Raw genomic sequence first — 26,074 nt, forward strand, 5'->3', positions numbered from 1 at the left:
ACAGTAGAAGGAGGAGATGTCGTTTGTATTGCAGTTTGGTGAAGATTAGCGCAGAGAGCAGGCCGGGTAAGGCGAAGTCGCCACCCGGCGCTAAAGCGGATTAACGCAGAATTTTCTTCTCGGCCAGATCCAGCGCGAAATAGCTGAAGATCAGATCCGCGCCCGCACGTTTGATCGCCCCCAGGCTTTCGAGGATCACTTTCTCTTCGTCGATGGCACCCGCCTGCGCGGCGAATTTGATCATCGCGTACTCACCGCTCACCTGGTATGCGCCCAGCGGCAGTTCGGTGCGTTCGCGAATGTCGCGCAGGATATCCAGGTACGCGCCAGCCGGTTTCACCATCAGGCAGTCAGCGCCCTGGGCTTCATCAAGCAGAGATTCACGAATCGCTTCGCGGCGGTTCAGCGGGTTCATCTGATAGGTTTTACGATCGCCTTTCAGCGCCGTGCCCGCTGCTTCACGGAACGGACCGTAGAAAGAGGAGGCGAATTTGGTGGAGTAGGACATGATGGCGGTGTCGGTGAAGCCCGCGGCATCCAGCGCATGGCGAATCGCCTGTACCTGCCCATCCATTGCCGCAGAAGGCGCAATGAAATCCGCACCCGCGGCGGCGGCAACCACCGCCTGCTTGCCCAGATTCAGCAGGGTCGCATCGTTGTCCACGCCGTGATCGCACAGCACACCACAGTGGCCATGAGAGGTGTATTCGCAGAAGCAGGTATCGGACATGACGATCATCTCCGGCACACTCTCTTTGCAGATGCGCGACATGCGTGCCACGAGGCCGTCTTCTTTCCAGGCATCGCTGCCGGTCGCGTCAGTGTGGTGGGAGATACCGAACGTCATCACCGAGCGGATGCCCGCATTCGCAATGCGTTCGATCTCGCGGGCCAGATGCTTTTCAGGAATGCGCATCACGCCCGGCATCGCGTCGATGGCTTTGTAGTCATCGATCTCTTCTTCAACAAAAATCGGCAACACCAGATCGTTTAAGGTCAGTGTTGTCTCTTCAAACATGGCGCGCAGTGCGGGTGACTTGCGCAGGCGACGGGGACGTGCAATTAAATCGGTCATGGTATGCCTGATGTTTGTGGAACAAAGAGGTATAGTGTACCTGAAAGCAGGGAGCGGTGTTTTACTAAAGTTGTCTTTTAGATTTTCGAAATCGACTAATATACGCTGCATGTATTTAGTCTATATTATAAATCTTATTCTGATGTTCAGCGTGGCGTGTAATATTGGTGAGGCTTCTATATTGGTTTGGGATTATAAATATAAATGATTAATTGCTTTTTATTATATGTGTCGAAGCAACTAAAGTAGTTTGCAATCAGTTGAATTTATAATATTTATTCATAATGATTGATATTGCCGTGGGTTTATAAGCTTATTTGTCTGAATACGGACTTAATGGAATCATTCATTGAACCTTTTCGAAGTGAAACTGCATAATTCCTTCCGCAATTTAATGTTGCTAAATGATTTGATGGACAAACTTGCTTACGTCCCTGAGGAGGGATGACCCAATGCAAACATGGAAAAAGAAACTGGTTGTATCACAACTTGCATTAGCCTGCACACTGGCTATCGCTTCTCAGGCCAATGCGAAAGATATATCCGGCACGACATATAATACTTTTGGATATGACAATACTGCGTCCACGCCCTGGTATTATGGTTATGCTGACTGGAATTATTCAGATGCCACACATGATGGTGACATTTATCCGGTCGTCAATAAATCAACCGTAAACGGAGTTATTTCGACATACTATCTGGATGATGGTGTCAATGGCCGTGCGAACGCGTTGAGTATTTCTAACAGCACCATTAATGGCATGATCACCTCAGAGTGTATGACCACGACGTGTGCAGATGGCGTAGATACTGACGGCACCGCTCATACCCAGTATGATCGTTTTAGCCTGACCGTTGATAACTCCACCATCAACGATACCTACGAGCATTACGCGTATGATGTCGTCAATGGCGAAACCACTGAAACGCATTATCTGGACACCTATGAGCTGGGTAACGCCATCACGCTGGACGTTGAATCTGATATCGTTATTCAGAACAATTCCCACGTTGCGGGTATCACGCTGACGCAGGGTTACCAGGATCTGGATAACACGCCATACGACGGTGTTGAAGGCGTTGCTAACAGCAGCAATGTCTTTACCGATACGCTGGTGGTGAAAGACTCTGTGCTGACCTCCGGTGCGTACAGCGATCTGGGTACCAGCGGCTTCTACGGTCAAACGGCGAAGCCGAGCGACTACGGTGAAACCAACGCCACGGCTGCGGATGATGCGGCGCTGATCGTTGTGGCTGGCGCGTCTGATAACGCTATGCAGACCACCGCTACCTTCGATCACTCTACCATTACCGGCGACATCCTTTTCTCCAGCACCTTTGATAACAACTTCTACGAGAATGGCGATCCGGCAACGGATACCACCGATGACGGCATCTATAACCCAACTACCAACGGCTGGGATGATACCGACAAGCTGGATGTCACGCTGACCAACGGCAGTAAATGGGTGGGTGCCGCGCAGTCCAGCGTTGAGGCCATCGGCACGGCGCAGATGTATGGTGAAGGCTACAGCAATGTAGACTGGCATGCACTTTCTCCAAACAGCATCTGGCCTGATTCTACCTTTGATAGCAACGGTCACGTTGCAGGTGAAGAGGTTTATCAGAGCGGCCTGTTCAACGTGGCGCTGGATAACGGTTCCGAGTGGGATACCCGTAAGATCTCCAACATCGACGCGCTGACGGTGAACAACCAGTCTCAGGTCAATGTTGAAAACTCCGGCCTGCTGGCGGATTCCATCACCCTGACCAATGCGTCTAGCCTGAACATCGGCGACAACGGCGCGGTAGCAACCGATAGCCTGTATCTGGATAGCTACAGCCGTGCGGCACTGACTGAAGAGACAGCTGAGCTGTATGCCAACACCATTACCGTGGACAACGGTGCAGAGCTGGCGCTGGGTCTGGGTCAGGTTGATACGCACAATATGGTGCTGACCGATGGCGGTGTACTCAACGTTGCCAGCCGCGATTATGTGCTGAACAGCGACCTGAACAACGCACGGTATATCACCAACGATCGCAATAAAGCGGACTACGACTATGGTGTTGTCGCGCTGAACTCTGACGGTCATCTGGCGGTGAACGGTGACGTTGCCGGTAACTATAAAGTGCGCATCGACGATGCGACCGGCGCAGGCTCCGTAGCTGACTACAAAAACAAAGAGATCATTCGCGTCTATGACAATAACGCGGATACCGCTGCCAGCTTTACTGCGGCAAATAAAGCTGATTTAGGTGCATACACCTATCAGGCGCAGCAGAAGGGCGACACCGTTGTTCTCCAGCAGGAAGAGCTGACTGACTACGCCAACATGGCGCTGAGCATTCCTTCTGCTAATACCAACATCTGGAATCTGCAACAGGATACCGTGGGTACCCGTCTGACCAACAGCCGTCATGGCCTGGCAGATAACGGCGGCGCATGGGTGAGCTATTTCGGCGGCAACTTTGACGCGGATAATGGCACCGTTAGCTACGATCAGGACGTAAGCGGCATCATGGTAGGTCTGGATACTCAGATCGACGGTAATAACGCGAAGTGGATTGTCGGTGGTGCGGCTGGTTTCGCGAAGGGTGATATCAGCGATCGTACGGGTCAGGTCGATCAGGACAGCCAGACTGCGATGATCTACGCGTCGGCGAAGTTCATGAACGATATCTTCCTCGACAGCTCACTGAGTTACACCCGCTTCAACAACGACCTCTCTGCCACCATGAGCAATGGTCAGTATGTTGACGGTAATACCACGACTGACGCCGTTGGTTTCGGGATGAAACTGGGCTATGACTGGAAACCAAACCTGTCTGGCTACGTCACGCCTTACGCGGCGATTTCTGGCCTGTTCCAGTCCGGTGATGACTACCAGTTAAGCAACGACATGCGTATCGATGGTCAGTCTTACGACAGTATGCGTTATGAAGTCGGCGTGGATGCAGGTTATACCTTCAACTACGGCGGCGAGCAGGCATTAACGCCTTACTTCAAACTGGCTTACGTGTATGACGATGCTGACAACAATGCTGATATCAACAACGACAGCATTGATAACGGCGTAGAAGGCTCTGCGGTTCGCGTGGGACTGGGTACTCAGTTCAGCTTCACGAAAAACTTCAGTGCTTACACTGATGCGACTTATCTGGGCGGCGGCGACGTTGACCAGAACTGGGGAGCAAACCTGGGTGTGAAATATACCTGGTAAGAAAAAAACGCGGGGGATTTTGCCCCCGCTTTTTTATGTGCTTTAAAAATAATAAAGAACCGACAGATACAGATGACTTGAGGTATGCATGAACGTTAATGCGAAACCACTTTCTGAATTAAGCCGGCTCATTAAGTGTCTGGAAATCGCCGGTACCCCATTTAAGACCGAACCACAACAATTAATAACTACCGGCAATAATGATGATGAACCATTGACCGTTGTCATACAATCCGGTCTGACTGCCGTCCACCGTAAATCAGACGAATTACTTATGGGTATTGCGCGGGCACCGTATATCCACGGTTTAAGCGCATGGATAAATGACAACTATCTTGAATATTCTCTGATTGCACAAACACCTTGTACCGGATTTTATTTGCCTGCCTCTACTGCATGCGAACTTATTCAAGAAGCGCATGTTTGGCAAGAAGCTTTCTGCTGGCTGTCATGGCTAAACCATTTACTGGGAAAACGTGATATACAGCTGATTGGAAATAATTCCTATAGCCAAATTCGGGCGATGCTGTTGAATATGGCCGAGTGGGATGATGCGCTACGTTCAAAAATTGGTGTTATGAATCATATTCAGCGTAGCACGCGTATTTCTCGTTCGGTCGTTGCGGAGGTTCTGGCGGCGCTGCGTCAGGGGAACTACATCAATATGAGCCGGGGCAAACTGGTCAGTATCAACCGTTTGCCCACGGACTATTGAGATCAGTTAGAGGCCGTAAGCACCTGCGCTTTATTGGCGCTCAGCTCGGCCACCAGATTATTTACGCCATCACTCATATTCACGAAGCGTGTATTTGGCGACCGGGTGACCACCACAAAAGCACCTACGTTTGATTGCGGAATCATCGCCATATAGGTGATGAATCCGCCACCTCCACCGGTTTTTTGAATAATCCCCGGTCGGCCATCTTTTGGCGCCATATACACCCAGCCCATGCCGAGGGCATCGGCTTTACCGGGTACATCCATGCCAATGACGCGACGTAACTGAGCACGCTGGTAGATGAGCGTCTGCATGCGGTCGGCCTGATTGCTGCGCGCGTAAAAATCCGATGAGAGGAACTGTTGCATCCAGCGCATCATGTCGCCAGGCGTAGAGTAAACTCCACCGCTGCCAATGGCGGCCAGCGTGTTATTGCACGGGCTGGCCCCTTTTTCCGCCACCATCAGACGCTTGCACTGGTCCGGGGAGGGGGTGTAAGTGGTATCTTTCATCCCGAGCGGACGCGTGATCTGCTCTTCAAACAGTTGAGGGTAGGGCTTACCCGAGGCCGTCGCTAAAGCGTCGGCCAGCAGATCAAACGCCAGGTTAGAATAGCCGGCCTGCGAGCCCGGGGCCGATTTCAGGGTTGCTGTGCTCAGGTAGTTCCAGCGTTGCTCACGGGTTGGCCAGACAAAGACAGGGCGATGCGCAGCTCCACCGGGCTGTTCTCGCGGCAGGGCGCTGGTATGGGTCGCCAGATTCACCAGTCTGATCGGCGTTCCCTGATATGTCGGAACGCGAGCGCCGGGCGGCGCATATTTGCTGAGCGGATCGTCGAGTTTCACCACGCCCTGATCGAGCAGTTTCACCAGCATTTCGCTGGTCATCAGCTTGGTTATCGACGCGACACGGATAACGGAATCCAGCTGCGGACGAACGTTATTTCCCGGTCGTGTTTCACCGAAGCTGCGAAACACCCGCTGGTTACCGTCGATCACGACCAGCGCCATTCCCGTCGCACCGCTGCCGTAATAAATAAGGTTCGCGTAGCGATCGGCAATGTCAGAGGCCAGAACCGGGGCCGTCAGAGGCTGTGCTGCCTGGGCGGTGGACAGGCTCACCGCACACAGCGCGGCGATAGAGAGCAGACAACGTTTCAACGAAAAGCATCCATCAAGTGAATAAGGAAAGTTACGGGTAGTTATACTACTAATCGGCGTCGGGCAATGGCCCGATTTGCATAACGATAGCGAGAAAAACGTAACCGTGGGTAAATTTGAACAATTTACTTGCAGCGTGGCTCCCATTTTGTGACATCGACCGTATGATAGACGCTACGATCGCTGTTGCGAATGAAACGCACCGAAACAATTCTTGAAAACTGGGAAGCGAACTAATAATTCACCCGCAGGTCTCACTTTTTTGCCTGAGCCGGGAGGCTGGTACAGGCAAGGTTTCGTGTGGCGATATGTTGAACGCAGCAACAGCCATAACAACAAGAAGGAAGCACAATGTTTAAGTCTTTTTTCCCAAAGCCGGGGCCCTTTTTCCTGTCGGCATTTATTTGGGCACTGCTGGCTGTCATTTTCTGGCAGGCCGGTGGCGGCGCGTGGCTGACCCGTCTTACGGGGGCTACGGGCGATATTCCCATTAGCGCAGCGCGCTTCTGGTCCATGAGCTATCTGCTTTTCTATGCTTATTACGTGCTCTGCGTAGGGCTTTTTGCCATGTTCTGGTTTGTCTATTCTCCTCACCGCTGGCAATACTGGTCGATTCTCGGCACGTCGTTAATCATCTTTGTCACCTGGTTCCTGGTTGAGGTGGGCGTAGCGGTCAACGCCTGGTATGCGCCGTTTTACGATCTGATCCAGACGGCGCTGAGTTCGCCGCATAAAGTGACCATTAACCAGTTCTACCATGAGGTGGGGATCTTCCTCGGCATCGCCCTCATCGCCGTGGTGATCGGCGTGATGAATAACTTTTTCGTCAGCCACTATGTGTTCCGCTGGCGTACCGCGATGAACGAACACTATATGGCGCACTGGCAGCACCTGCGACATATCGAAGGTGCCGCACAGCGTGTGCAGGAAGACACCATGCGTTTTGCCTCTACTCTGGAAGATATGGGCGTGAGCTTTATCAACGCCATCATGACGCTGATCGCCTTCCTGCCGGTGCTGGTGACGCTCTCGTCGCACGTTCCGGAGCTGCCGATTGTCGGCCATCTGCCCTACGGCCTGGTGATTGCCGCGATTGTCTGGTCGCTGATGGGAACGGGGCTGCTGGCGGTGGTAGGGATCAAGTTGCCGGGGCTGGAGTTTAAAAACCAGCGCGTGGAAGCGGCCTACCGTAAAGAGCTGGTGTATGGTGAAGACGATGCCAACCGTGCGTCACCGCCTACCGTGCGTGAGCTGTTTGGCGCCGTACGTCGTAACTACTTCCGCCTCTATTTCCATTACATGTATTTCAATATCGCGCGCATTCTTTATCTTCAGGTTGATAACGTTTTCGGGTTGTTCCTGCTGTTCCCGTCCATCGTTGCGGGTACGATTACGCTCGGTCTGATGACCCAAATCACCAACGTCTTTGGTCAGGTTCGCGGTTCGTTCCAGTATCTGATTAGCTCCTGGACTACGCTTGTGGAGCTGATGTCCATCTACAAACGTTTACGCAGTTTCGAGCGTGAGCTGGACGATAAGGACGTGCAGGAAGTCACCCATACATTAGGTTAAAAAGGAATTGCTATGCCATTTGCCGTACCACGTGCATTACCTCTGACGTTACTCGCCGCTTTCGTGCTGGCGGGCTGTGCCGAAAAAGGGGCTGCCCCGCTCAAAGAAGGGGAGAAGCCTGTGGATGTGGCGAGCGTGGTGCGGCAGAAGATGCCCGCCAGCGTGAAGGATCGCAGTGAGTGGGCTGATGCGCTGGCAACGACCTTCAAAAGCCAGAAGATCGCGCCTACCGAAGAGAATATCTGCTCGGTGCTCGCGGTGGCGCAGCAGGAATCGATGTATCAGTCAGATCCTGTTGTGCCTGGCCTGAGCAAAATCGCCTGGAAAGAGATCGACCGCCGGGCCGAATCGATGCATATCCCTGTTTTCCTGGTACATACCGCCCTTAAAATCACCTCGCCAAACGGTAAAAGCTATAGCGAACGGCTGGATACGGTGAAAACCGAGAAGCAGCTTAGCGCCATTTTCGATGATTTCATCAATATGGTGCCGATGGGGCAGAGGCTGTTTGGATCGCTGAATCCGGTGCATACCGGCGGTCCGATGCAGGTGAGTATCGCATTTGCGGAAAAGCATACCGACGGCTATCCGTGGGATATCGATGGTACGGTGCGTCAGGAGGTCTTCTCCCTGCGCGGTGGGCTGTGGTTTGGGACGTATCACCTGCTGAATTATCCGGCCAACTACGATAAACCGCTGTATCGCTTTGCCGACTTTAATGCGGGCTGGTATGCCAGCCGAAATGCAGCCTTCCAGAATGCGGTAAGCCGCGCCAGCGGTGTGAAGCTCGCTTTGGATGGCGATCTCATTGCATACGGCAGCAGTGAGGCTGGGACCACCGAACGTGCGGTGCGAAAACTCTCGACGAAGCTGGAGATGAGCAACAGCGACATTCGCCGACAGCTGGAGAAGGGCGACAGCCTGGCGTTTGAGAAAACGGATCTCTATAAGCAGGTCTTTGCGCTGGCCGAGAAGAAAAGTGGAAAGGCATTACCCAGAGCCATTCTGCCAGGGATTCAACTGGAAAGCCCGAAGATCACGCGTAACCTGACGACCGCCTGGTTCGCGAAACGCGTGGACGATCGTCGGGCACGCTGTATGGGACTGTAATCAGTGGCGATTGCGCCAGCGCAGGACGAGGGCAATCACGCCCAGAACCATGCTGCCCGCGAGGAAGGGAATGAGTCCAAATACGGTGCTCACGCCTAAACCGATTTCAACGCGTGGGCGGCCTGTATCCTGCACCTGCATCAGATGCTCATACACGCCAGGAGCATGCACCAGCATATTCAGCAGTTGGGTTCCTGCCCAGAAACAAAACAGAACAAACAGGGCATAGGCAATATTCCCCGCCGTGGAGGTTTTTGGTTGTTTTCCGCCAAAAATCGGTTTCGACAATGTAAAGTCTGCCATAAGACCTCCCGAAAATATCACTCTGTTTTAATACGCGTCGTACAGGGTGAGTGTGACAGGTCATAGCATTTGTCAATATCAGAATCGTGGGAAATTCGGTTCAGGATTTCTCCTGGATTGTCGAATTCTGCATCACGTCACAAATTGATAACATAAGTGAAACTGCGCTGCTTTTCAGAATTTACGTATCCGCCACAGACGCCTTTATCAAACTGTGAGAGGATAGTTTTTTTTCTGCCGGAGTTGTCATGAAGCTCACTTCCAAACTACGCCGTGACTGGCATTACTACGCCTTTGCGATCGGGCTGATCTTTATTCTCAACGGTGTTATCGGGCTGCTGGGATTTGAAGCGAAAGGCTGGCAAACCTATGCGGTTGGGCTGGTGACCTGGGTAATCAGTTTCTGGCTGGCGGGATTCATTATCCGCCGTCGCCCCGATGAGACGACGACGGCAGAGAAAACCGACTAACCGTTAGTTAACGGAGCTTTTCAGGGCGCTGTCAGCGGCGTGACGCTCCAGCGCCAGTTCAATCAGGCGGGTGATCAGTTCCGGATAGCTTATCCCGCTGGCCTGCCACAGTTTCGGGTACATGCTGATATTGGTAAAGCCCGGCAGGGTGTTGATTTCGTTAATCACCACCTCGTTATCCGGCGTCAGAAACACGTCGACGCGCGCCATCCCACAGCATCCCAGCGCCTGATAGGCTTCAACGGCGATCGCGCGGATCTTGTCGTTAACGTCAGGATCGAGCGCGGCGGGGACCACAACCTGGGCACCTTTGTCGTCAATATATTTGGTGTCGTAGGAATAGAAGTCGCTGTTCAGCACTACTTCACCGCAGGTACTCGCCTGCGGGAAGTCGTTGCCCAGTACGGCGCACTCAATTTCGCGTCCGTTAATTCCCTGCTCAACCACCACCTTATGGTCAAACTCAAAGGCCAGACGAACGGCTTCGTTAAACTGCGCTTCGCTGGTGACTTTGCTGACGCCAACGGACGAGCCCTGATTTGCTGGTTTCACAAATAGCGGCAGGCCGAGTTGCGCCTGGATCTGCGCGAAGCTATGTTTATCGCGGTTGGCACGAGTAAGCGTCACGAACGGCGCAATATTCAGACCGGCGTCGCGCAGGAGACGTTTTGTGACGTCTTTATCCATGCAGGCGGCAGAGCCCAGCACATCGGAACCGACAAACGGCAGGTTCGCCATCCGCAGCATGCCTTGCAGGGAGCCGTCTTCGCCCAGCGTGCCGTGAACGATAGGAAACACCACGTCAATCTGTGCCAGCGCCTGCGCGTTCCCGGCATCGATAAGCTGTCCCTGTACCACGCCTGGAACCGTTGCGACGCTGATATCAGAAGGATTAAGGGCGATGTGCGCCGGATCGTCAGCGTGTAACAGATACTGGCTGGCATCGTTAACATGCCACTGGCCCTGTTTATCTATGCCCAGCAGCACCACGTCAAAACGGCTTTTATCAATCGCATCAACGATATTTTTAGCCGATTGCAATGACACCTCGTGCTCTGCCGATTTTCCCCCAAAGACAATACCTACGCGCTGCTTTGCCATCTCACTCTCTTCCAGTCTGACGAAAAGCCAATAACATACCACGATGCCCGGCGGGTTTCGCGGCCTTCTGCCATAATGTTTTGAGGGATGCTGAAGGGGGGCGCGTGAAAGGAAAAGGTCTGTTTATTCTTATTGTTATTGCCGGGATCGTCACGGTGGGCTACCGCTGGTTGCCGTCGCAGTACAACCCTTTCGTGCCGCTTACGCTTGACGATCCGCCCGGAAAAATAACCCAGTTTAAACTTCGGCGTTTAACCCCCCAGGCGTGCGAAAGCCTGTTAACGCAGGCGAACCAACGTCGGCTTATCCGTACCCAGGCGGTCGCTGACAGCGCCGGGGAGTGTCCACTGAGTAACGTGGTGCGCGTACGTGATTTTGGCCCGGTCAGTCTGAACAGCAGCTTTCTTGCCAGTTGCCCGCTGGCGTTAAGTTCGGCGCTGTTTGTCAGCCAGCAGGCCCGGCCGCTCACCAAAACCTGGACGGGAAGCGAGCTTGCGCGTATTGAACATCTGGGCAGCTTTGCCTGCCGCAATATCTACAGCCGCCCGGATGCGCGGCGCAGCGAACATGCCACGGCGGATGCGCTGGATATCAGCGCTTTCAGGCTGGCAAACGGACAGCGTGTTACCGTTCTAAACGGCTGGAAAGCGGAAAAGACGCAGCCCTGGCTACAGGCGCTGCTCTCGGCAAGCTGTGGTTATTACGGTAACAGTCTGGGACCGGACTATAATGCCGCCCATGCCAACCATTTCCATCTGGGAATGCGCGGATATGGATTATGTCGATGAAGCATAATCTTCCGCCGAAATTTGGATGAATTGTGACTTATTTCACAAATATGATGACTGGGAAGATAAAACACCAAAGTCTGCAAGGCCGCATCTCTGGCGCTATGTCATTGCGCGTAACTTGCTAATCTGTCGGCGAATTCGCCTAAAAATGAAGACTATTTCTGTTATGGAATCCTGGAAAGTTAACCTCATTTCAGTCTGGTTCGGCTGCTTCTTCACCGGACTGGCTATCAGCCAGATATTGCCCTTCCTGCCGCTGTATGTGTCGCAGCTGGGGGTCACTTCCCATGAAGCGCTCTCCATGTGGTCCGGCCTGACGTTCAGCGTGACGTTTCTGGTCTCCGCCATTGTGTCGCCGATGTGGGGTAGCCTGGCAGATCGCAAGGGGCGCAAGTTGATGCTGCTCCGCGCCTCGCTGGGGATGGCGATAGCCATTTTGCTCCAGGCCTTCGCCACCAACGTCTGGCAGCTGTTTATTCTGCGGGCGATAATGGGGCTGACCTCTGGGTACATTCCGAATGCCATGGCGCTGGTGGCCTCACAGGTACCGCGTGAGCGAAGCGGCTGGGCGCTCAGCACGCTTTCCACCGCCCAGATCAGCGGGGTCATTGGCGGCCCGCTGCTCGGCGGCTTCCTGGCGGACCATGTCGGGCTGCGTGCGGTCTTTATCATTACTGCGATCCTGCTGACGATCAGCTTTCTGGTCACCCTTTTTCTGATTAAAGAGGGCGGGCGGCCTGTTGTCAGCAAATCCGAACGCCTGAGCGGAAAAGCGGTTTTCGCCTCGCTGCCTTATCCTGGCCTGATGATTAGCCTCTTTGTGACGACGATGGTGATCCAGCTTTGTAACGGCTCGGTGGGGCCGATTCTGGCGCTGTTTATCAAGTCGATGGCGCCGGACAGCAGCAACATTGCGTTTCTGAGCGGGATGATTGCCGCCGTGCCGGGCGTGTCGGCGCTGATGTCTGCTCCGCGCCTGGGGAAACTGGGCGACAGGATCGGTACGGCACGTATTCTGATGGCAACGCTCATCATTGCGGTGATCCTTTTCTTTGCCATGTCATTCGTCACCACACCTCTTCAGTTGGGCATCCTGCGCTTCCTGCTTGGCTTCGCGGATGGCGCCATGCTGCCCGCTGTTCAGACGCTGCTGGTGAAATATTCCAGTGACCAGGTAACCGGCCGCATTTTTGGCTACAACCAGTCGTTCATGTATTTAGGCAACGTAGCGGGTCCGCTTATTGGCGCCTCGGTCTCGGCGATGGCGGGTTTCCGCTGGGTATTTGCCGCGACGGCGGTGGTGGTACTGCTGAATATTATTCAACTGGCCTTTGCCTTACGCCGTCGCAGGCGAATCGCTGAGGCAAAGTCGGCCCGGTAAACACGATAATATATTATTTATTCTTATGAACGCCGCATTTTTATATAACGAAATGCGGCGCCTTTCTTTTAGAAAAACGTTTCGCTTTCTCCACGAAATATCTTTTTTGGCAGCGATGTCACTTTTGCATAAGATAAAGCCAATCCATGCTTTTCATTATTCAGTGAGGGTGTTAATTTCAGGGGAAATCACATAAGGAAATAGCACCATGAAAAATCTCATTGCTGAGTTGTTGGTTAAGCTTGCCCAAAAAGAAGAAGAGTCGAAAGAGCTGGTTGCCCAGGTCGAGGCGCTGGAAATCGTTGTGACGGCGCTGCTGCGACAGATGGCAAAACCAGAGCAGGAGGCGTTGATCGACAACGTTGAAGGCGCGCTGGAAAAAGCTCGCCCTGATTCACAGGTTCCCGCAGAGGATGCGGAGCTGCTTCAGCAATACGTAAAAAAGCTTTTGAGGCATCCTCGCAGTTAACCGGCCAGAGGTGAAATGACATGTCACAGAATTGTCATGCAGGATGCCTGGCGTCGCTCTGTTTTTATTTTTACACATTTTTCAGGGTAAATTAAATTGAGACAGAGCACAGTTTTCACCGCATAATTTCTGCTATTAATTACCGCCTCCCTGCCGGCGAAACCGGATAATGATCATTGTGCCGCTACAGGGCTGAAATAACCGCGAAGCCCGGCGAAAATCAGGTGCGCAGGGTGGTTTTTTTTTCGTAACGAACCAGACTTAACGTGGAACTTCACATAAAGGATGGTGCAATGAAAACAACAATACTGATTACCCTGCTCTCTGGCCTGTGTCTGATGGCATCAGCACATGCGGAAGAGAAAACGTTGACGCCCCAGCAGCAACGCATGACGACCTGTAACCAACAGGCGACATCGCAAAGCCTGAAAGGGGATGCCCGTAAAACGTACATGAGCGACTGCCTAAAAAATGGTGCGACAAAACCCGGTGAAAAAAGCCTGACCCCGCAGCAGCAAAAAATGCGCGAGTGCAATGCCCAGGCGACACAGCAGATGCTGAAAGGCGACGATCGCAGCAAGTTCATGAGCGCGTGCCTGAAAAAACAGGCGTAGTGCTAACGGGTGAGTCACGGCTGTGGCTCACCCAAAATTTCATACTTTCCCCGCTATCCCCCTCTCTATAATTTGGGAAATTGTTTCAGAATATTCCCAAAGATGATGAATGATGAGTTTTATGACAGTCACGAGAACATTCGGGAAGCGTGGCACCAGCAGCTTTCTCAGGATGATTCATACCGTTCCGGTCTGCGATTTGCCCGGCGAATACGGCTGGCACGCATCGTTGGTCTGGCGGCGCTATTTGTTCCGCTTGCCAGCGTTCTGGTGAGCCAGTTTCTTTCCGGCGTTTGGTGGTTATTGCTGGTGGGCTGGGTCTTTGTCTGGCCCCATCTGGCCTGGCAGCTGGCTTTTCGTTCGGCTGAACCCCACAGAAGTGAAATTGTTAATCTGAAAATCGATGCCATTCTTGCCGGTGTCTGGATGGGGCTAACAGGGTTCAATGCGCTACCAACGGCGGCGCTGATCATGATGATCGGCATGAATATGATGGGATCGGGGGGATGTCGCTTATTTCTGACAGGACTGGCGCTGCTTGCCCTGTCTGCTCTGCTCACCGTGCAATCCACGGGTACTCCTGTGCTATTGACCTCTGAACCGCTGGCGTTGTGGCTGACGCTCCCCGTGCTGGTGGTCTACCCCATGCTGTTTGCATGGCTCAGCCACCGCACGGCGATCCGGCTGGCAGAGCATAAGCGTCGGCTTGAGCTGATGAGTACCCGCGACGGAATGACCGGCGTGTTCAATCGCCGTCACTGGGAAACGCTGCTGCGTTACGAATTTGAGGCCTGCCGTCGCAGCCATCGACAGGCGACGATACTGCTCATTGATATCGATCACTTCAAGACGATCAACGACACCTGGGGGCATGACGTGGGAGATGAAGCGATTGTTGCCATTACGCGCCAGCTTCAGCTGACTCTGCGCTCAGGCGATTATATTGGCCGCTTTGGTGGGGATGAGTTCGCGGTGATCATGTCCGGCACGCCTGCCGACAGCGCGATTGCAGCGATGTCGCGCGTCCATGAACGGCTGGTCAACATGCCGCTGCACGGAGCACCAACGGCGAGGTTGTGTATCAGCGTTGGGGTTGCCCCCTGGGGAGCGCAGTTCACCCACTATCGTGAATGGCTAAAGGCGGCGGACGTGGCCCTCTATAAAGCCAAAAATGCCGGACGGGGCCGCACCGAAGTGGCCGCCTGACGCCCGGCGTAGCGCATCAGGACTTACTGAGCTTCTCTGATTTTTCCATGCATTTTTCCATCGCCTCGATCACGGCGGAGCGGAATCCGCGATCTTCCAGCACGCGCACGGCTTCAATGGTTGTGCCCCCCGGCGAGCACACCATATCTTTCAATTCGCCCGGATGCTTACCCGTTTCCAGCACCATTTTGGCCGAGCCCATCACCGCCTGCGCTGCAAATTTGTAGGCCTGCGCGCGCGGCATTCCGCCCAATACGGCGGCATCGGCCATGGCTTCGATAAACATAAAGACATACGCCGGGGCAGAGCCGCTCACGCCGACCACCGGGTGGATCATCGGTTCGGCAATCACTTCCGCTTCGCCGAAGCAGCGGAAGATATTCAGTACATCTGCCACGTCTTCAGATGTGACCAGTGCGTTCGGGGTAACGGAGGTCATACCGGCATTCACCAGCGACGGGGTGTTTGGCATGGCGCGAACAATCTTACGGTCGTGACCCAGCGCGCGGGCGAGCTGATCGAGGGTCACGCCTGCGGCAATCGACACCACCAGGGTCTCTTTGTTAAGGCTGGAGGTGATCTCGCTCAGGACTTTAATCATGATATTCGGCTTAACGGCGCCAAAGACAATATCCGCCACCTGAGCCACTTCCTGCGCGCTTTCGGCAGCGTTGACACCATACTCATCACGCAGCGCCGCGACTTTATCCGGGGATGGGGTATAGACCCAAATCTGCCCCGGCAGCACCTGCCCGCTGGCAATCAGTCCGCCGAGGATAGCTTTGCCCATGTTTCCGCAGCCGATAAACCCGATTTTCTTATCCATCACGTCTCTCCGTTATTATGCGTTGTTATCTCTCATTGATAGCTTAACAACGAAATGCAGGCGACAATAGTCGCCAGAATCATAATGGGGAGAGACGATGGCGATTTGGGTTGATGCGGATGCGTGTCCGAATGTGATTAAAGAGATTTTATTTCGTGCTGCCGAGCGCGTGCAGATGCCGCTAACGCTGGTGGCGAACCAGAATATCCGCGTGCCGCCCTCCAGATACATCCGATCTCTGCGCGTTCCGGCCGGGTTTGACGTGGCGGATAACGAGATAGTACGCCTGTGTGACGAAGGAGATCTGGTGATCACGGCGGATATCCCGCTGGCTGCCGACGTGCTGGCGAAGGGGGCCGCGGCGCTTAACCCGCGCGGCGAGCGCTACTCTCCGGCAACGATCCGGGAGAAGCTCACCATGCGTGATTTTATGGATACGCTGCGTTCCAGCGGCGTGCAAACCGGTGGGCCGGACAGCCTGTCGCAGCGCGATCGCCAGCAGTTTGCCGCCGAGCTGGATAAATGGCTGCTGGAAGTGAAGCGCCGCCCGGCGTAGCCCACCTCCGGGCGGTTTTGTGGTACAGTGTGGCTTCCACAGGCTTGTCATTCCGTACCGCTTTGCAGTAAAGTTAGCGCAACATCTACTGCAATCATTTCTTTACAGCCTTCAGTTATCCGGCAGCAAGGGGAACACCTGGTTATGAACCCACCCATCTTTTTAGTTGGCCCTCGCGGCTGTGGGAAAACCACCGTTGGTCTGGAGCTGGCGCGTTTGTGCCAGAGTCAGTTTGTCGATACTGACCACTGGCTTCAGGAGAATGCGGGTAAGACTATCGCCGATATCGTTGAAGATGAGGGTTGGGAGAGCTTTCGTGCGCGTGAAACGGCCACGCTGGAAGCGGTGACCGCGCCGTCAACCGTGATTGCGACCGGTGGGGGCATTATCCTGGCGTCGTATAACCGCCAGTTTATGCGCGAAAAGGGTGTCGTGATCTACCTCTGTGCCCCGGTCTCTACGCTGGTGGGGCGGCTGGAGGCGTTTCCGGAAGAGGGGCAGCGCCCGGCGCTGACCGCGAAACCGCTGAGTGAAGAGGTCAGCGAGGTCCTCGCCGAACGCGATGCACTGTACCGCGAGGCGGCACACCACGTTGTGGATGCGTCGGCGTCACCCGAAAAAGTTGCGATTCAGATTATTACCGCCCTGCGTTTGGCTTGCGCCAGCTAACAGCCGTCTATACTCATAGCTCAGACATAAAAAAAGGATGAGCTATGCCAACCAGACCTCCCTATCCACGTGAAGCCCGCATCGTTACCGTTGAAAAAGGTAATGGTGATCAAACCGTAACCTGGTACCAGCTGCGTGCCGATCACCCTAAACCTGATTCGCTGATCAGCGAACATGAAACCGAACAGGAAGCGCTGGATGCGAAACGGCGCTATGAGGATCCTGAGAAGTCCTGACAGGAATCCGAATTCGTTACAACCGTGCCTGAATCACACTTTTAACTTATCGCTGATGTTAAGCAGCAGTTAATATTTAGTTATTACAGGTGGATTCGGAAAGGCCAGTCGATCTTTACACTACGGTGTTGAGATCCCCTGCTACGCTTGGTGCTGTTTTGTTGAATAAATGAACAGCGCAGCGTAGTGAGCCTGCACCTGTGTGGCAGTTGTGGTAGTAACGGAAGGCGATCAAAATGAAGGCGACGTTGGCGATCCTCACGATTGGTGTGGTGCCTGTAAGCGAAGTATTACCGCTCTTAACCGAGCATGTCTCTGAACAACAAATTACGCATCTCAGTCTGTTAGGGAAGCTCAGTCGGGAAGAGGTCATGGAAGACTACGCGGTCGGAGAGGGGGAAGATCCCCTGGCAACGTTACTCAGTGACGGTAAACTGGCGCATGTGTCGCGCCAGAAAATCGAGCGCGCGCTACAGGGCGTGATCGAAGTGCTCGACAATCAGGACTATGACGTCATTTTGCTGATGAGCACGGCACCCGTTAAAGGACTCAGCGCGCGTAATGCCATTCTGCTCGAACCGATGCGGATTATCCCCCCGCTGGTGGCCTCTATTGTTGATGGTCATCAGGTTGGGGTCATCGTTCCCGTTGAGGAACTGCTGGATAACCAGACGGTGAAGTGGGCTGCGCTGGAGCACACCCCGCTGTACGCGCTGGCTAACCCGTTCTGGGACAGCGAAGCGAAGCTGATTGCGGCCGGGCAGGAATTGATCGACAGAGGGGCGGATGTCCTGATGCTCGACTGCCTGGGCTTCCATCAGCGGCATCGTGATTTATTGCAAAAGGCGCTGGATGTTCCGGTGCTGCTCTCTAACGTCCTGATGGCGCGTCTGGCGTCAGAATTACTGGTGTAATGATTTTGCGTGACAGGTCATGAGCATGGCCCCTATAGTGGATTTTTCTCTATAAATATAAGGGCCAGTTCATGCTTCAAAGTAACGAATACTTTTCCGGTAAAGTGAAATCCATTGGTTTTACCAGCAGCAGCACTGGCCGCGCCAGTGTCGGCGTAATGGCGGAAGGGGAATACACCTTTGGCACCGCAGAAGCGGAAGAGATGACGGTGGTCAGCGGCGCGCTGAACGTCCTGCTGCCGGGTGAAACGGAGTGGAAAGTATATAGTGCCGGGCAGGTCTTCAACGTGCCGGGCCACAGCGAGTTCCATTTACAGGTTGCAGAGCCAACCTCTTATCTGTGCCGCTATCTGAAATAAAAGCATGCCGGGTGGCGCATTCGCTTACCCGGCCTACGTTTTGCCTGTCAGCGCTGCGCTTCGCCGCCGAGACCTTCCACCAGGTTCTGAATTAGCGCCGCCAGCTCGCCGGCCATCAGGATAAAGTCTGCGTCAAAGCGCTGAGCATAATCTTCGCGGTCGATATCTTCGTTCTGATCGCGCAGTTCATCGCAGAATTTCAGGCGCTTCACGGAGCCGTCATCACACATCACAAACTGAATGCGCTGCTGCCAGTCGAGAGCCAGTTTGGTCACCACTTTGCCCGCTTCAATGTGCACGGCGATTTCGTCGCTCACCAGTTCCTGTTTCTTCGCTCGGATCACGCCGCCATCTTCCAGCAACGCTTTCAGCTCTGCTTCATCAAGGATCTGGAAGCCCTGCGCGGCAGTCCCGCTGCGCACCCACTCGGTCAGGGTCAGCTCAATCGGCGTTTCCAGCGCCAGCGGTACCACCGGTAATGAGCCAAGGCTCTTACGCAGCAGCGCCAGCGTATCTTCGGCTTTTTTGGCGCTGGCGCAGTCCACCATAATCAGCCCGTTAACGGTGTCGATCCACATCATGGTCTGGCTAAAGCGGCTAAAGGCGCGCGGCAGCAGCGAGTGCAGCACTTCATCCTTCAGCGAATCTTTTTCGGTTTTTTTAAGCTTACGGCCCTGTTCAGCTTCCAGCTTGAAGATCTTCGCTTCGAGTGCCTGCTTAACCACGGGCGTCGGCAGGATCTTCTCTTCTTTGCGGGCGCAAACGATGATTTGCCCCGTGCTGCTGGCGTGGGTCAGCGCATCGCTTTGAGAACCCATTGGCGGAACCCAGCCGGTTTTTGCCATATCCTGGCTACCGCAAGGGGTAAAGGAGTAAGCGGCTAACTGTTTTTCCATCTCTTCTGCACGCAGCGAAACGTCGCGGCTGAGACGGTAAACCATCAAATTTTTGAACCACAGCATGATAATTTCCACGGCCTTGTCGTTAAATCAGCGGGCATGATAACGAATTGTCGCATCGCTTGCATTGCTAATCGGGAAGCGGGCTTCTACTCTGTTGATAATCAAAATAATGAGGAGTGTCTTGTGCGTATTGGGATTGATTTGGGCGGCACCAAAACAGAAGTCATTGCGTTGAGCGAGCAGGGGGAGCAACTGTTTCGCCACCGTCTGCCTACGCCGCGCGATGATTATCACCAGACCATAGAGACGATTGCCCGCCTGGTCGATATGGCAGAGCAGGCAACGGGCGAGACGGGCACAGTCGGGATGGGGATCCCTGGCTCCATTTCGCCGTATACCGGCGTGGTGAAAAACGCCAACTCCACCTGGCTCAACGGTCAGCCGTTTGATAAAGACTTAAGTCAACGCCTGAACCGGGAAGTGCGTCTGGCGAATGACGCAAACTGCCTGGCGGTGTCTGAGGCCGTGGATGGCGCAGCGGCTGGCGCGCAGACCGTATTTGCCGTAATTATCGGCACCGGCTGCGGGGCGGGCGTGGCCTTCGGAGGGCGCTCGCATATTGGCGGCAACGGCACCGCGGGCGAGTGGGGGCACAACCCGCTGCCGTGGATGGATGAAGATGAACTCAAATACCGCGCCGAAGTGCCGTGCTACTGTGGCAAGCAGGGCTGTATAGAGACCTTTATCTCCGGTACGGGGTTTGCCACCGATTATCATCGTCTGAGCGGCCAGCCGCTGAAAGGTAACGAGATTATGCGTCTGGTTGAGGAGCAGGATCCGGTGGCTGAACTGGCGCTCAGCCGCTACGAAATGCGGCTGGCTAAGTCACTGGCGCATGTGATCAATATCCTCGATCCGGACGTGATTGTGCTGGGCGGCGGCATGAGCAACGTCGACCGACTTTACGCCACGGTGCCAACGCTGGTGAAACAGTGGGTATTTGGCGGCGAGTGCGAAACACCGATCCGCAAAGCCGTCCACGGTGACTCCAGCGGCGTGCGAGGCGCGGCGTGGCTGTGGCCGGAATAAACGCAAAACGGTAACTTGCGTTGCCGTTTTTGATGTTTGTACCCTCTCCCACAGGGAGAGGGCCAGGGTGAGGGCATCAGACCGCACCGTCCCCCATTCAATTCACCGCAAACTCCCTGTCCAGCCTGCTATACCCCAGCCCGTTGATCTTCTTCACCTTGATCTGCACCGGAATACGCTCTTTCATCGCCTCAACGTGGCTGATCACGCCGATGGTTTTCCCGGTGGCGTTCAGTGCGTCGAGCGCATCCAGCGCGGTGTCCAGCGTTTCACTGTCGAGCGTGCCGAACCCTTCATCCAGGAACAGCGAATCAATGCGCGTTTTGTGACTGACCAGATCGGAAAGCGCTAAAGCCAGCGCCAGACTGACCAGGAAACTCTCCCCGCCGGAAAGGGTACGGGTATCGCGTATCGCATCGGCCTGCCAGGTATCGACTACTTCCAGCTCCAGCGCGTCGCTGGCTTTACGCTGAAGCAGATAGCGGCCATGCAGACGGTTGAGCTGCTGGTTGGCAAGCCACACCAGATTATCCAGCGTTAGCCCCTGGGCGAATTTACGGAATTTATCGCCGGTGCTGGAGCCTATCAGCGCATTGAGATAGCCCCAGTCGTCGGCCTGACGCGCCGCCTCCTCAATCTGCTGCATAAGCGCCTGCTGGTGCAGACGGTTATCGGCGTCCTGTTTGAGCTGCTGGCGGATCTCCCCCTGATGCGTGGTGTTGTCCCGAAGCTGTTGCGCCAGCTGATGTAACTGCGCCTGAAGCGTTGCGGCATCGGTTTCCAGCCCCTCGGGGCGCTGTGCCTGATGCGCCTGAAGCTGCTGGCTTGCCTGCACCGAAAGCGCCGTGGTCTGCTGGAGCTGGTTTTCCAGCGTCTGCTTTTGCTGTTCAAGCTGGCGGATCGACGCTTCATCCAGCAGGGCGGAGAGAAATGCCTCCCGATCGGCAAAGCAGCTCGCGGTCAGCGCGGCGTTGAACTGAGCCTGTGATTGCTGGAGCCGTTCACGCTCAAGCGTCTCCTGCTGCTGGAGGGTGGTGAGCTGGCTTTGCAGCGACACGCATTCGTCGTGGATGCCGCGCCAGTTCTCAGGTATAACCGCGTCGGCTTCTGTATCATCGGTAACCGGCAGCGTCTCCAGGATTGGCATCAGGGCGTTAATACGTTCCTGAATCGTACCGTGCTGGGCCTGTTTTTCCTGCCACAGTGTATATTCGCTTTCGCGCGCGCTCAGCCAGGCGCTTTCGGCCCCTTCATCGGGCACGCTAAGCGACAGCGACTCTAGCGAGGCCGCCAGCGCCTGACGCGTCGCCGTCAGCTGCTGCTGGTACTGGCGCGCCTGACCTTCCTGTTCAATGAGCTGGTTTTGCAGCGTCAGACGCTGGCTGAGCTGATACAGCTGGCGTTCATACTGCTCCTGTGCGCTCATCCAGAGTGCTATATCATCCTGAATATTCAGCGCTATGTTCAGGGAGGTGCAGACCTCCAGCCACTCTTTAGTGAGTGCTTGCTCTTCCTCAGAGAGAGCCTGTGCTTCCTCAGTCTCGCGCTGGATCTGTTGGGTCAGCGCATTCACCTGCCCGAGCACCAGCAATCCTTCCTCTTTTAGCGCAGCAACCTCTTTCTCCAGCGCGTCGCGGCGGCGCTGATTGTCAGTCAGTTCAAGCGCCTGATACTGCACAACTGCCGGGTGTTCGCGTGAACCGCAGAGCGGGCAAGGCTTACCCGCTTCCAGCTGAGCACGATAATTCTCAAGATCCTTGATTGTCGCCTCACGCTCACAGAGCGCTTTCAGGTCGGCATAGTGCTGATTTTTTTCTTTGAACTGCTGACGCCGCAGGATCAGCGTTTCATTGAGCTTACCCTGCTCAGCCTGCGCTTTCTGCACGCTTTCCGCATTCTGGCGCAGTCGTTTTTGCAGCGGCTGATAGCGAGCGTGAAGCGCAGTCAGACGCTGGCGGAGCGCCCGCGATTGTGCCTGTTGCTCCATTGCCGTCGCGAGATCCTCAGCCGTCAGCGTCAGCGTACTCTCCGGCAGCTCAGCCAGCTTCTGACGAAGCTCAGCCATGCGCGCTGCCTGGGCAACAAGCTGATTTTTATCGCGATTCAGCTGCGTAAAATGCGCCCGCCAGCCGGCAATTTCCTGTCCCCACTGACGGAAACGATCGTGTTCGGTTAGCCACTGCGTCAGCGCCGTGTGCTCTGTCTGCAACTGTTCACGGTTGCGCTGCGCACCGTTGCGGATACGCGCGCGCTGTGCCGCTCTGTCGAGTAAGCGAGTATTTACTTCGACAATTCGCTCTGCGGTTTGCGACAGGCGGGCGGTCTGCTCCTGCTGGTGCTGCCATAGCGGACGTAGCTGGGCGGCGGGCTGCGCCAGCTGGAGCTTAGCCAGTTGCGGCGCGGCGTCCGTCAGAGCCTGTTGCGCCTGCTGCTGCGAAGCGGCTGCGCGCTGCTGCTCACGTATCAGTTCGTCGTTACGCGTAAGCCACTGAAAATCTTTCTGTTGGCTCTGCTGCTGTGCCAGCAGGATTTTCTCTTCGTCAGTAAGTGCCTGCAAACTTTGCTGCAAGTGCTGCTGCTGTTCCTCGCTCAACAGCACAACCCCTGCGGCCTGCGCTTCGCACATCTCCAGCGCGTTACGTGCCGCTTTGTGTTTTTCAAAAACCATGGCGGAAATCTGGCCGTAAATTTCCGTGCCGGTCAGTTCCTCCAGCAGCTCAGCGCGATCGCTCGGTTTAGCATTCAGGAAGGCGGCAAACTGCCCCTGCGAGAGCAACATCGAGCGGGTAAAGCGACCATAGTCCAGCCCGGTGAGTGCGGCGGTTTGTTCCAGCTTATCCGTGACTTTGTCGGCCAGAATTTTGCCGTCTTCGCAGCGGGCCAGCTCTACGCGCGGTGCCTGTAAGTTCCCGTCCGGCTGGTTGCGGGCGCGGTTCTGGCTCCAGAAAGCGCGATAAGCAACGCCTTTGACCTCAAATTCCACTTCCGCCAGGCATTCGGCGGTATCGCGCGTCATCAGGTCGTTTTGCGCCTGAGAGACCTTATTAAGACGCGGCGTTTCGTGGTACAGCGCCAGGCAGATGGCATCCAGCAGCGTGGTTTTACCAGCGCCGGTTGCGCCGGTGATGGCAAACAGCCCGTTGCTGGCGAACGGCTCCGCGGTGAAATCAATTTTCCACTCACCCTTTAGCGAATTCAGATTTTTCAGACGCAGGCTCAGAATTTTCATGCGTTTTCGTCCTCGTCATGGAGGGAGTGCAGGGTCTGGGCAAACAGCTCGTTAAGCCTGGTGCGTCTGGCCTCGTCCACCTCTTCATGCGCAAGCCGCCGCGCGAACACCTCTTCAACCCGAAGTTCGCTAAGCGTTTCACGCTGGGCGTTGAGCAGAATTTTCTCGCGCTGCTCGCGGCTGCGGCGTACCAGCAGTACTTCCACGGGAAGGTCTTCCGTCAGCGTCTGAATTTTACGCTGCATATCGTACAGGTAGTCGTCGGTGGTGATTTCGATATCGAGCCAGACGGGGGGATTAAGCGCTGCGTCGCGCCACTGCTCAAGCTGAGCGGTAATGGCGGCCAGATCGCCTTTCAGCACCGCCAGCGGCTGGGTTACCGGCACCTCGAGCGTCTCAACGGCGCTAAGTTTGCCTTCGGTGAAGCTCACCAGATGGACGGATTTGGCTTTGCCCGTTTCGTCAAAACTGAGCGAAATGGGCGAGCCGCAGTAGCGGATATGCTCGCAGCCGCCGATGATCTGCGCCCGGTGAATATGCCCGAGGGCAATGTAGTCGGCGGGGGGGAAGTTTTGCGCCGGAAACGCGTCCAGCGTACCGATATAGATCTCGCGCACCGCATCACTCTTACTGGCTCCGACGGTGGTGAGGTGTCCGGTGGCAATGATCGGAATGGCCTGATCGCCGCGCAGGGCGCAGGCTTCCGTATGCTGCTGGTGATAATAGCGGGTGATGGCCTGCAACAGATGCTGCTGTTTTTCGCTGCCGGACAGACCCGCCTGGCTTTGCACGATATCTCGCGGACGTAAAAACGGGATTGGGCACAGCACCGCGCCCGGCGTGCCGTCGCGTTTTTTCAGGATCTGCGGCGCGTGCCCGACGCTGGCCACCACGGTGGTATTGAGGAACGCCAGAATATCGCGGGATTCATTCAGCGTCGCCACCGAGTCATGATTTCCGGCGACAATCACCAGGTGACAACCGGTTTGCTGGAGGTTGACCACAAAACGGTTGTATAGCTCACGCGCATAGCTCGGCGGCGATCCGGTATCAAAAATGTCGCCCGCCACAATAATCGCGTCCACCTCGTGAGCCTGAGCCGTCTCCAGCAGCCAGTTCAGGAACGCTTCATGTTCCGCGGCGCGGCTTTTGCTGTAAAAATTTTGACCCAGGTGCCAGTCTGAGGTGTGAAGTATGCGCATAAAAGATCCGTGGCAATAATAAGAAAGCAGGATTATAAACGTTCGGGGAACGGAAAATAACCGCTGTAATAAAACAACAGTTTGCCATTTATAGTGGTAATGTTTTTCATAAATCTGTCATAAATCTGACGCATAATGACGCCGCATTACAGACTTGTAACTTAAATACGATAAGACAGGGCAAAGTATGGCGAGACGTATTCTGGTCGTAGAAGATGAAGCTCCGATCCGTGAAATGGTGTGCTTCGTGCTTGAACAAAATGGCTTCCAGCCGGTTGAAGCGGAAGATTATGACAGCGCGGTGAACCAGCTGAATGAACCCTGGCCCGATCTGATCCTGCTGGACTGGATGCTGCCTGGCGGTTCCGGATTACAGTTTATCAAGCATATCAAACGCGAGGCGATGACCCGTGATATCCCGGTGGTGATGCTGACGGCGCGCGGCGAGGAAGAGGATCGCGTGCGCGGTCTGGAAACCGGCGCGGACGATTACATCACCAAACCGTTCTCCCCGAAAGAGCTGGTGGCGCGTATCAAAGCCGTGATGCGCCGTATTTCACCGATGGCGGTGGAAGAGGTGATTGAGATGCAGGGGCTGAGCCTGGATCCTACCTCACACCGGGTCATGACCGGCGAAAATCCCCTCGATATGGGACCGACCGAATTTAAACTCCTGCACTTCTTTATGACCCACCCGGAGCGCGTTTACAGCCGCGAACAGTTGCTGAATAACGTCTGGGGAACTAACGTCTATGTCGAAGACCGAACGGTTGACGTCCATATTCGCCGCCTGCGTAAAGCACTGGAACTGAGCGGCCACGATCGCATGGTACAGACGGTCCGCGGCACGGGTTATCGCTTCTCGACCCGTTTCTGAACAATGACAGGAGTGTGA

Annotated in this window: 25 protein-coding genes; 17 read left to right on the forward strand and 8 right to left on the reverse strand. The window is 54.9% G+C overall.

Annotated features, from left to right (window positions below; genetic code table 11):
- Window positions 1-100: 100 nt before the first annotated feature.
- Window positions 101-1,075 (reverse strand): porphobilinogen synthase, encoded by a 975-nt coding sequence (gene hemB, locus L384_RS10790; RefSeq protein WP_003859169.1) that lies wholly within the window; start codon window positions 1,073-1,075, stop codon window positions 101-103.
- A 452-nt stretch (window positions 1,076-1,527) separates the two neighbouring features.
- On the opposite strand from hemB, the gene L384_RS10785 reads away from it, so the two are divergent.
- Window positions 1,528-4,302 carry an autotransporter outer membrane beta-barrel domain-containing protein gene (locus L384_RS10785; RefSeq protein WP_023324214.1) on the forward strand — a complete coding sequence of 925 codons (2,775 nt, stop codon included), beginning with the start codon at window positions 1,528-1,530 and terminating at the stop codon, window positions 4,300-4,302.
- A gap of 88 nt (window positions 4,303-4,390) precedes the next feature.
- Complete coding sequence (locus tag L384_RS10780; protein ID WP_003859165.1) at window positions 4,391-5,017, forward strand: helix-turn-helix domain-containing protein; 627 nt, start codon at window positions 4,391-4,393, stop codon at window positions 5,015-5,017.
- A gap of 2 nt (window positions 5,018-5,019) precedes the next feature.
- On the opposite strand, the gene ampH is transcribed toward L384_RS10780, so the two are convergent.
- A complete protein-coding gene (ampH, locus tag L384_RS10775; RefSeq protein ID WP_003859164.1) occupies window positions 5,020-6,180 on the reverse strand; it encodes a D-alanyl-D-alanine-carboxypeptidase/endopeptidase AmpH in 1,161 nt (386 codons plus the stop codon).
- 351 nt (window positions 6,181-6,531) lie between these two features.
- On the opposite strand from ampH, the gene sbmA reads away from it, so the two are divergent.
- Window positions 6,532-7,752 (forward strand): peptide antibiotic transporter SbmA, encoded by a 1,221-nt coding sequence (sbmA, locus tag L384_RS10770; protein WP_003859162.1) that lies wholly within the window; start codon window positions 6,532-6,534, stop codon window positions 7,750-7,752.
- A 12-nt stretch (window positions 7,753-7,764) separates the two neighbouring features.
- A complete protein-coding gene (locus L384_RS10765; protein WP_023324215.1) occupies window positions 7,765-8,862 on the forward strand; it encodes a DUF1615 domain-containing protein in 1,098 nt (365 codons plus the stop codon).
- Here the strand turns inward: L384_RS10765 and L384_RS10760 are convergent, their stop codons facing one another.
- Entirely contained in the window at window positions 8,863-9,165 is a 303-nt protein-coding gene (locus tag L384_RS10760) for a DUF2755 family protein (protein WP_003859159.1), read from the reverse strand.
- 248 nt (window positions 9,166-9,413) lie between these two features.
- Here L384_RS10760 and L384_RS10755 point away from each other — a divergent pair, with 248 nt between their 5' ends.
- A complete protein-coding gene (locus L384_RS10755; RefSeq protein ID WP_023324216.1) occupies window positions 9,414-9,635 on the forward strand; it encodes a DUF2754 domain-containing protein in 222 nt (73 codons plus the stop codon).
- 3 nt (window positions 9,636-9,638) lie between these two features.
- Here L384_RS10755 and ddlA read toward each other — a convergent pair whose 3' ends face one another.
- Window positions 9,639-10,736 carry a D-alanine--D-alanine ligase gene (gene ddlA, locus L384_RS10750; RefSeq protein WP_003859156.1) on the reverse strand — a complete coding sequence of 366 codons (1,098 nt, stop codon included), beginning with the start codon at window positions 10,734-10,736 and terminating at the stop codon, window positions 9,639-9,641.
- Between the two features lie 104 nt (window positions 10,737-10,840).
- Between ddlA and L384_RS10745 the strand changes: the two genes are divergently transcribed.
- The 5 genes from L384_RS10745 (at window position 10,841) to adrA (ending at window position 15,197) form a co-directional block, all read left to right on the forward strand.
- Window positions 10,841-11,524: an extensin-like domain-containing protein gene (locus L384_RS10745; protein WP_023324217.1), complete on the forward strand. Its 684-nt coding sequence runs from the start codon at window positions 10,841-10,843 to the stop codon at window positions 11,522-11,524.
- Window positions 11,525-11,693: 169 nt separating this feature from the next.
- Window positions 11,694-12,908, forward strand: coding sequence for a multidrug efflux MFS transporter (locus tag L384_RS10740; RefSeq protein ID WP_015571317.1), 1,215 nt, complete (start codon window positions 11,694-11,696; stop codon window positions 12,906-12,908).
- Window positions 12,909-13,116: 208 nt separating this feature from the next.
- On the forward strand, window positions 13,117-13,377 hold the full coding sequence (iraP, locus tag L384_RS10735) for an anti-adapter protein IraP (protein ID WP_003859148.1): 261 nt from the start codon (window positions 13,117-13,119) through the stop codon (window positions 13,375-13,377).
- A 293-nt stretch (window positions 13,378-13,670) separates the two neighbouring features.
- Window positions 13,671-13,991 (forward strand): phosphate starvation-inducible protein PsiF, encoded by a 321-nt coding sequence (gene psiF / locus L384_RS10730; RefSeq protein WP_022650447.1) that lies wholly within the window; start codon window positions 13,671-13,673, stop codon window positions 13,989-13,991.
- A gap of 102 nt (window positions 13,992-14,093) precedes the next feature.
- The gene (gene adrA, locus L384_RS10725) at window positions 14,094-15,197 is read left to right on the forward strand and encodes a diguanylate cyclase AdrA (RefSeq protein WP_023324219.1); all 1,104 of its coding nucleotides are present in this window, start codon (window positions 14,094-14,096) and stop codon (window positions 15,195-15,197) included.
- Between the two features lie 16 nt (window positions 15,198-15,213).
- Here adrA and proC read toward each other — a convergent pair whose 3' ends face one another.
- On the reverse strand, window positions 15,214-16,023 hold the full coding sequence (gene proC / locus L384_RS10720) for a pyrroline-5-carboxylate reductase (RefSeq protein ID WP_022650449.1): 810 nt from the start codon (window positions 16,021-16,023) through the stop codon (window positions 15,214-15,216).
- A gap of 97 nt (window positions 16,024-16,120) precedes the next feature.
- Here proC and L384_RS10715 point away from each other — a divergent pair, with 97 nt between their 5' ends.
- From L384_RS10715 to ppnP, 5 genes are all read left to right on the forward strand, one after another.
- Entirely contained in the window at window positions 16,121-16,579 is a 459-nt protein-coding gene (locus tag L384_RS10715) for a YaiI/YqxD family protein (protein ID WP_023324220.1), read from the forward strand.
- 144 nt (window positions 16,580-16,723) lie between these two features.
- Window positions 16,724-17,248, forward strand: a complete 525-nt coding sequence (aroL, locus tag L384_RS10710) for a shikimate kinase AroL (RefSeq protein WP_023315502.1) — start codon at window positions 16,724-16,726, stop codon at window positions 17,246-17,248.
- 44 nt (window positions 17,249-17,292) lie between these two features.
- Entirely contained in the window at window positions 17,293-17,484 is a 192-nt protein-coding gene (gene yaiA / locus L384_RS10705) for a protein YaiA (RefSeq protein WP_003859135.1), read from the forward strand.
- A 236-nt stretch (window positions 17,485-17,720) separates the two neighbouring features.
- Complete coding sequence (locus L384_RS10700) at window positions 17,721-18,398, forward strand: AroM family protein (protein ID WP_003859133.1); 678 nt, start codon at window positions 17,721-17,723, stop codon at window positions 18,396-18,398.
- Window positions 18,399-18,469: 71 nt separating this feature from the next.
- Window positions 18,470-18,757 (forward strand): pyrimidine/purine nucleoside phosphorylase, encoded by a 288-nt coding sequence (gene ppnP, locus L384_RS10695; protein WP_003859131.1) that lies wholly within the window; start codon window positions 18,470-18,472, stop codon window positions 18,755-18,757.
- Between the two features lie 47 nt (window positions 18,758-18,804).
- On the opposite strand, the gene rdgC is transcribed toward ppnP, so the two are convergent.
- Complete coding sequence (rdgC, locus tag L384_RS10690) at window positions 18,805-19,719, reverse strand: recombination-associated protein RdgC (protein ID WP_023324221.1); 915 nt, start codon at window positions 19,717-19,719, stop codon at window positions 18,805-18,807.
- 123 nt (window positions 19,720-19,842) lie between these two features.
- On the opposite strand from rdgC, the gene mak reads away from it, so the two are divergent.
- Window positions 19,843-20,748 carry a fructokinase gene (mak, locus tag L384_RS10685; RefSeq protein ID WP_003859127.1) on the forward strand — a complete coding sequence of 302 codons (906 nt, stop codon included), beginning with the start codon at window positions 19,843-19,845 and terminating at the stop codon, window positions 20,746-20,748.
- Window positions 20,749-20,845: 97 nt separating this feature from the next.
- Here mak and sbcC read toward each other — a convergent pair whose 3' ends face one another.
- Together sbcC and sbcD are read right to left on the reverse strand one after the other, a co-directional pair.
- The gene (sbcC, locus tag L384_RS10680; protein ID WP_023324222.1) at window positions 20,846-23,977 is read right to left on the reverse strand and encodes an exonuclease subunit SbcC; all 3,132 of its coding nucleotides are present in this window, start codon (window positions 23,975-23,977) and stop codon (window positions 20,846-20,848) included.
- Complete coding sequence (gene sbcD / locus L384_RS10675; RefSeq protein WP_023324223.1) at window positions 23,974-25,179, reverse strand: exonuclease subunit SbcD; 1,206 nt, start codon at window positions 25,177-25,179, stop codon at window positions 23,974-23,976. The genes sbcC and sbcD overlap by 4 nt, the downstream gene beginning before the upstream one ends.
- A gap of 187 nt (window positions 25,180-25,366) precedes the next feature.
- Between sbcD and phoB the strand changes: the two genes are divergently transcribed.
- A complete protein-coding gene (gene phoB, locus L384_RS10670; RefSeq protein ID WP_003859122.1) occupies window positions 25,367-26,056 on the forward strand; it encodes a phosphate response regulator transcription factor PhoB in 690 nt (229 codons plus the stop codon).
- The last annotated feature ends 18 nt before the right edge of the window (window positions 26,057-26,074 follow it).

Origin of the sequence: Enterobacter sp. MGH 38 (assembly GCF_000492855.1) — a bacterium.
GTDB lineage: Bacteria > Pseudomonadota > Gammaproteobacteria > Enterobacterales > Enterobacteriaceae > Enterobacter > Enterobacter hormaechei_C.

Bases quoted from the DNA above. Each gene is read 5' to 3' on its own strand.
- hemB (WP_003859169.1), bottom strand. From the start codon at position 1,075: ATGACCGATTTAATTGCACGTCCCCGTCGCCTGCGCAAGTCACCCGCA.
- L384_RS10785 (WP_023324214.1), top strand. From the start codon at position 1,528: ATGCAAACATGGAAAAAGAAACTGGTTGTATCACAACTTGCATTAGCC.
- L384_RS10780 (WP_003859165.1), top strand. From the start codon at position 4,391: ATGAACGTTAATGCGAAACCACTTTCTGAATTAAGCCGGCTCATTAAG.
- sbmA (WP_003859162.1), top strand. From the start codon at position 6,532: ATGTTTAAGTCTTTTTTCCCAAAGCCGGGGCCCTTTTTCCTGTCGGCA.
- L384_RS10765 (WP_023324215.1), top strand. From the start codon at position 7,765: ATGCCATTTGCCGTACCACGTGCATTACCTCTGACGTTACTCGCCGCT.
- L384_RS10760 (WP_003859159.1), bottom strand. From the start codon at position 9,165: ATGGCAGACTTTACATTGTCGAAACCGATTTTTGGCGGAAAACAACCA.
- L384_RS10755 (WP_023324216.1), top strand. From the start codon at position 9,414: ATGAAGCTCACTTCCAAACTACGCCGTGACTGGCATTACTACGCCTTT.
- ddlA (WP_003859156.1), bottom strand. From the start codon at position 10,736: ATGGCAAAGCAGCGCGTAGGTATTGTCTTTGGGGGAAAATCGGCAGAG.
- L384_RS10740 (WP_015571317.1), top strand. From the start codon at position 11,694: ATGGAATCCTGGAAAGTTAACCTCATTTCAGTCTGGTTCGGCTGCTTC.
- iraP (WP_003859148.1), top strand. From the start codon at position 13,117: ATGAAAAATCTCATTGCTGAGTTGTTGGTTAAGCTTGCCCAAAAAGAA.
- psiF (WP_022650447.1), top strand. From the start codon at position 13,671: ATGAAAACAACAATACTGATTACCCTGCTCTCTGGCCTGTGTCTGATG.
- adrA (WP_023324219.1), top strand. From the start codon at position 14,094: ATGATGAATGATGAGTTTTATGACAGTCACGAGAACATTCGGGAAGCG.
- proC (WP_022650449.1), bottom strand. From the start codon at position 16,023: ATGGATAAGAAAATCGGGTTTATCGGCTGCGGAAACATGGGCAAAGCT.
- L384_RS10715 (WP_023324220.1), top strand. From the start codon at position 16,121: ATGGCGATTTGGGTTGATGCGGATGCGTGTCCGAATGTGATTAAAGAG.
- aroL (WP_023315502.1), top strand. From the start codon at position 16,724: ATGAACCCACCCATCTTTTTAGTTGGCCCTCGCGGCTGTGGGAAAACC.
- yaiA (WP_003859135.1), top strand. From the start codon at position 17,293: ATGCCAACCAGACCTCCCTATCCACGTGAAGCCCGCATCGTTACCGTT.
- L384_RS10700 (WP_003859133.1), top strand. From the start codon at position 17,721: ATGAAGGCGACGTTGGCGATCCTCACGATTGGTGTGGTGCCTGTAAGC.
- ppnP (WP_003859131.1), top strand. From the start codon at position 18,470: ATGCTTCAAAGTAACGAATACTTTTCCGGTAAAGTGAAATCCATTGGT.
- rdgC (WP_023324221.1), bottom strand. From the start codon at position 19,719: ATGCTGTGGTTCAAAAATTTGATGGTTTACCGTCTCAGCCGCGACGTT.
- sbcC (WP_023324222.1), bottom strand. From the start codon at position 23,977: ATGAAAATTCTGAGCCTGCGTCTGAAAAATCTGAATTCGCTAAAGGGT.
- sbcD (WP_023324223.1), bottom strand. From the start codon at position 25,179: ATGCGCATACTTCACACCTCAGACTGGCACCTGGGTCAAAATTTTTAC.
- phoB (WP_003859122.1), top strand. From the start codon at position 25,367: ATGGCGAGACGTATTCTGGTCGTAGAAGATGAAGCTCCGATCCGTGAA.